This is a genomic window from Haloferax sp. s1 (assembly GCF_058382125.1).
Genome location: NZ_JBZRPK010000434.1, coordinates 1 through 4576, shown reverse-complemented (window position 1 = coordinate 4576; position 4576 = coordinate 1). Strand labels below are relative to the sequence as shown.

The following is a 4576-nucleotide window of genomic DNA, read 5'->3' as shown; positions in this document are numbered from 1 at the left end:
GTGGTGGGCGACCATTGCGGAGATTTGTGCCACAGCGGCGTCGACCATGGCGTCTGCTTCCGAATCTGAGCGCGCGAGGGGTTTCTCGTCGTAGACGTATAAGCCGTTCGCTGCGGCCTGTTCGGCGGCATCGCGGTGGAGGGACGGTGGCAAGGCAACGACGGTATCGTCGATTGATTCCGATTCCAGCAGTTCGCCGTAGTCGTCGTAGCTGGTGTGAATTCCCCACCGATGGGCCAGTTCTCTGTTCTCGGGGACCGCATCCGCAACGGCACTGACTTCGATGCCGTCCATCGCGAGCGCAGACTGGAGGTGCACCATCCCGATGTTTCCGATACCGAGGATGCCGACCGAGAGCGGCCGCTGTTGGTGGCTCTCACCGTTCTTCGACACGTTCGTTATCCTCCCTTTCAAACGGCTTCCTGTCCGTTCCGTGCCAGCAGTTTCTCATCGAAGAAGTATCCGGCTGAAATCTACTTTGTTAACTGCAACATACCCCGTTTGGAGGACGAGTCGTCGAACGACGGACGGACAAATTTGCCCTCGGGGCGACCCCTCGTGTGGAGTGGGGACTCAGCAGAGTTGTGTAACGAATTGTCTCTCTGCTCGTCGGTTCTGTGATTCTTCGAACGGGAAATTAACGAGGTTATAACGGCACTGTCTAGGTAAGCCAGTCCGCGAAACGAGCAGCTCGTAGAGTTAGCGCTTTAAAGCACCGAGAACTGCTCAGAGAGACGTAGACCTCCTCAGCGAGTTCTTCATACGATTCGGCCTGCTCGCACGTTCAGTTCCCGCCGTGACCACGCTGTGGGTACACAGTTCGTCCGAACCGACACTTCCTGTCGGTGTCTGACCGGACGAATACGGATTTGGCGACTCGCGTCTAACGGTCCGAGTTCGTTGGATAGTGGTGTACTACCCGCAAAATACGGTCCGGATGCCGAGCCTCAGAGTACGTCGTCGTCGAGTCCGCCGGGGTCTCCGGCAGTGTCAAACAGGTTGTTCTGGGCGCTCTGGACGAAATCTGACTGGACGGCGTCCTCGTCATCGACGGGTGCACCGTAGGCATCCATTCCCATCGAGAGGAGCTCTTCGACGGCCTGCTCTTCGCTCAGGAACTCTTCGTCGACCAGCTGTTCGAACTCGACGAGCAGTTCGTCGGGGAGATTGACTTCTACGACTGGCATAGAAACGGGTTCGTGCTCGATGTACTTGAGCGACCGGGTGTGAGTATTCTGTATGCCGGATGATTACGGCGATTTGCTGAGAATTGATAACAAGTTGATAAGCAACGTCTGAAAGTAGTTGGGCGACGTGGCCGGATGCCCGAAGAGATGGGTGCTTCGTCTAATATCATATTTTTGGCGAGGTTCGCAACCGCGTGTATTATACAGGCCCGCACGGACGGTCAACGCAACGAGCGGCCACCGACCGATACGAGTCGAACGCGACACTATCGACAGAGGACATACGACGTGACACGCGATACCGACGAGGCGATGGACGGTGCCACGGGTCTGCTGGCGACGGGTGAACTCGGGTGGCTCCCTGAGCGGGTCGAACTCCCGGGCGACGAGTGGGTCATCTATCCGCCCGGCGAACCACGCCCGGCAAACTTCGCACTTCGGTTCGAGAAGTCCACTCCGGCGGTCCTCGTTGGGACCGAATCCGGCGATGCACCCGGCGTCCACGTCCTTCCGCATCCCGGCGGACTCTCTGTCTCTGCTCGTTTCGGTGGTATCGTCGACGACTCGGTCCACGAGTTCGAGACGCCGCAGTCCGATGACGAGCGTGCGAGTGTCGCGTCTTGGGTCCAAACGTGGGTCTCTCGAATCGACGAACGAGCCGAAAAAGCGCGTATTCAGGCCGCGTGCGCGCCCGTCCCGAACGCCGGAGACAGAGCGGCAAAGGTACTCTATGAGCATTTCGGGAGCGCTGACTCCGTCGCTGCCGCGGTCGTCGAGCGAGACACCGCTTCCCTTCGGAAACTCTCGGGTATCGCCGAGCAGACGGCGAGTGAACTCGTCGTCCACTACGGAACCGACGCAGAGTGGGAGTATTACCGGCAGAACCACCGTGATACCGCGCCATGACCGGCAGTACTGTCCCGCTTGTTCCTCTCAGGAGCACTGTCCCGCTTGTTCCTCTCAGGAGCACTATCCCGCTTGTTCCTCTCAAGCACTGCCCAGTCGTTCCCATCGGTAGCCACATGACTCAAATGGCGATTTGACTCTCACGTAGGGTTATTCACCCAGCGGACAACCATCTCCTTATATGCCCCCAACACGGCGCTCTCTGCTCCGTTCGACAGCCCTCCTCTCGCTCGGTCTCGCCGCCGGGTGTCTTGGAGGAGGTGGTTCAGGCGGCACTACTAACAGCACGGACAACGACACAAATAGTACCGATACCACCGCGACTGGGACGGATGAGACCATGACCGATACGGACGACACAACCGACACAGACGAGACGACTGGCACGGACGAGACCGACACTTCCGATGGCACGCAACCCGCTCACAGCCCGGAACTGTCGCTTGCGAACGTGGACAAGGCTGCGGATGCCCCGATAGAACACTCAATCGAAGTGACTAAGACAGCCACGACTGACGAGCACCCGCCACAGGTCCGGGTCACGCTGACTAACACGAGCGATGAAGCCGTCCAAGCCGGTGAGGGGCGGGACATCTTCTTCAAGTACATTACAGACGACTCGGACGAACTCATCCTCCTCCCCGCAGGAAGTGAGTACTCCGCGGACCCCGGCTGTTGGCGTCTCAAGGAATCTCTCTTCCTAACACAGGAGTATCAGATGATTTCCCTCGACCCGGGCGAGTCGCGGTCCGAACTCGTCGACCTCTACGGTGCAGCGAAGCAGGAGGGTGAAGAAGAGACGTGCCTCCCGGTCGGCGAATTCAGTTTCGAGTCCAACTTCTCCGTCGGCGCATCGGAGGCCGACGAGAAACAAGAGGCGAAGTGTCGCTTCTCGATATCACTCGAGTAAGAGAACCACGGGTTCGAACCCAGCCGTCGTGTCAACCCGTGTGGTCGTGTGACAAGCCTCATATCCCTCTCTCGGTGAAGTACGTGGTATATGGTGACGAATCGTATCACGGTCTCGCTCGATGAGGATGCGCAAACCGCTCTCGATAGCCTTTCGAGACGGACTGACAAGCCACAGAGCGAAATCGTTCGGAACGCGCTCACGTTCTACACGGCCAATTTCGAGGCGGCGACGACGGAAGCGAGTGCCAACCTCGAATCCTATCATCAGATGCTTTCGAGCGGTGAACACGTGCTCCTCGACATCGACTTCTTACACTGTTTCCTGGACTACGTAGAGGACGAAGAGGGCGAACCGGCCCCGGCGTTCGTCGAGGCCGCAGACCGTGTCGCCTCGTTTCACGCGCACGAGTACGAAGAACGGTTTGACTCCCTCGATGAGATACTCGATTGGCTTTCGTTCTGTGGTTTCCTGACGGTTCGAGCATCCGAAGGAGACACGTATCACGTCGTCTTTCCCACGGAGTCGGTCAAGTGGTTCATGACGTGGTTCATCCAACAGAGTACCCAACGACTCCCATTCGACATCGAGGTCGAAGAGGGCGTCTCTAAAGCGATACTCACCGAGGTTCGGTGACAGTCGCCCGTCTCTCTTCATACGATTTCACACACCTTCATACGACCTCTACCACGCGTAAACGGCGTTCTCAAGCGGGTTTTATATATTGGACCATGATTTGTGAAAGCACACCATGGGTGGAATCATGAACATTGTAGATCGGCTGAAGTCAATCGGGCCCGGTGCGATGGTCGCCGCCGCGTTCATCGGACCGGGGACCGTCACGACAGCCAGTGTAACTGGTGCGCGGTTCGGCTACGCACTCATCTGGACAATCGCCTTCTCGATAATCGCGACTATCGTACTCCAAGAAATGAGCGCCCGACTCGGTCTCGTTTCGGGCGATGGGCTCGGTGAAGCGCTCCGTGGCCAGTTCGACAACCCCACGATGTCGATGCTCAGTATCGTTCTCGTCGTGAGTGCAATCGGTATCGGCACCGCCGCCTACGAGACCGGGAATATCCTCGGTGGTGCGGCCGGTCTCGAAGGTCTCACAGGAGTAAGCGCCAACATCTGGGGACCAGTTATGGGCCTCTTCGCTGGGTCGCTGCTTTGGACTGGCAAGTACAAACTCATCGAGAAGGCGCTCGTGGGTCTCGTCTCGATAATGGCGGTTTCGTTCCTCATCGACGCCATCATCATCGGTCCCGACCTCGGCGCGCTCGCCGGCGGGTTCGTTCCGAGCGTCCCGAACGGGTCGGAGTTCCTCATCACCGGTCTTATCGGGACGACCGTCGTCGGCTACAACCTCTTTTTGCACGCCGGAAGCGTCCAAGAGCGGTGGTCCGGCCCGTCCGAACTGAACGAATCGCGCGCCGACACCATCCTCTCTATCGTCATCGGCGGTCTCATCACCCCCGCCATCCCCCTGACCGCCCCCGCCGCGGTCCCCCCCGGCCCGGCAAACCAGAACGCGGGCGCGGCGGCCGCACAAAACGACACCCCCCGCGGGACC

The 4576-nt window shown here is 58.9% G+C and carries 6 protein-coding genes; 4 read left to right on the top strand and 2 right to left on the bottom strand.

All coding sequences use genetic code 11. The annotated features are described in order from the left end of the window. A partial coding sequence (locus tag QT222_RS06050) for a Gfo/Idh/MocA family protein (protein ID WP_491476635.1) occupies positions 1 to 393 on the bottom strand: 393 nt, incomplete at its 3' end. 554 nt (positions 394 to 947) lie between these two features. Beyond that, entirely contained in the window at positions 948 to 1187 is a 240-nt protein-coding gene (locus QT222_RS06045) for a DUF7120 family protein (RefSeq protein WP_004060920.1), read from the bottom strand. Between the two features lie 288 nt (positions 1188 to 1475). On the opposite strand from QT222_RS06045, the gene QT222_RS06040 reads away from it, so the two are divergent. The 4 genes from QT222_RS06040 to QT222_RS06025 form a co-directional block, all read left to right on the top strand. Then, positions 1476 to 2093: a hypothetical protein gene (locus QT222_RS06040; RefSeq protein ID WP_004060921.1), complete on the top strand. Its 618-nt coding sequence runs from the start codon at positions 1476 to 1478 to the stop codon at positions 2091 to 2093. A 181-nt stretch (positions 2094 to 2274) separates the two neighbouring features. Then, positions 2275 to 3003 carry a hypothetical protein gene (locus QT222_RS06035; protein ID WP_491476634.1) on the top strand — a complete coding sequence of 243 codons (729 nt, stop codon included), beginning with the start codon at positions 2275 to 2277 and terminating at the stop codon, positions 3001 to 3003. A gap of 90 nt (positions 3004 to 3093) precedes the next feature. Further along, positions 3094 to 3639, top strand: a complete 546-nt coding sequence (locus QT222_RS06030; RefSeq protein ID WP_491476633.1) for a ribbon-helix-helix protein, CopG family — start codon at positions 3094 to 3096, stop codon at positions 3637 to 3639. 127 nt (positions 3640 to 3766) lie between these two features. Beyond that, positions 3767 to 4576: Nramp family divalent metal transporter (locus QT222_RS06025; protein ID WP_491476632.1), on the top strand; the 810-nt coding region annotated here is incomplete at its 3' end.

Bases quoted from the DNA above. Each gene is read 5' to 3' on its own strand.
- QT222_RS06035 (WP_491476634.1), top strand. From the start codon at position 2,275: ATGCCCCCAACACGGCGCTCTCTGCTCCGTTCGACAGCCCTCCTCTCG.
- QT222_RS06030 (WP_491476633.1), top strand. From the start codon at position 3,094: ATGGTGACGAATCGTATCACGGTCTCGCTCGATGAGGATGCGCAAACC.
- QT222_RS06045 (WP_004060920.1), bottom strand. From the start codon at position 1,187: ATGCCAGTCGTAGAAGTCAATCTCCCCGACGAACTGCTCGTCGAGTTC.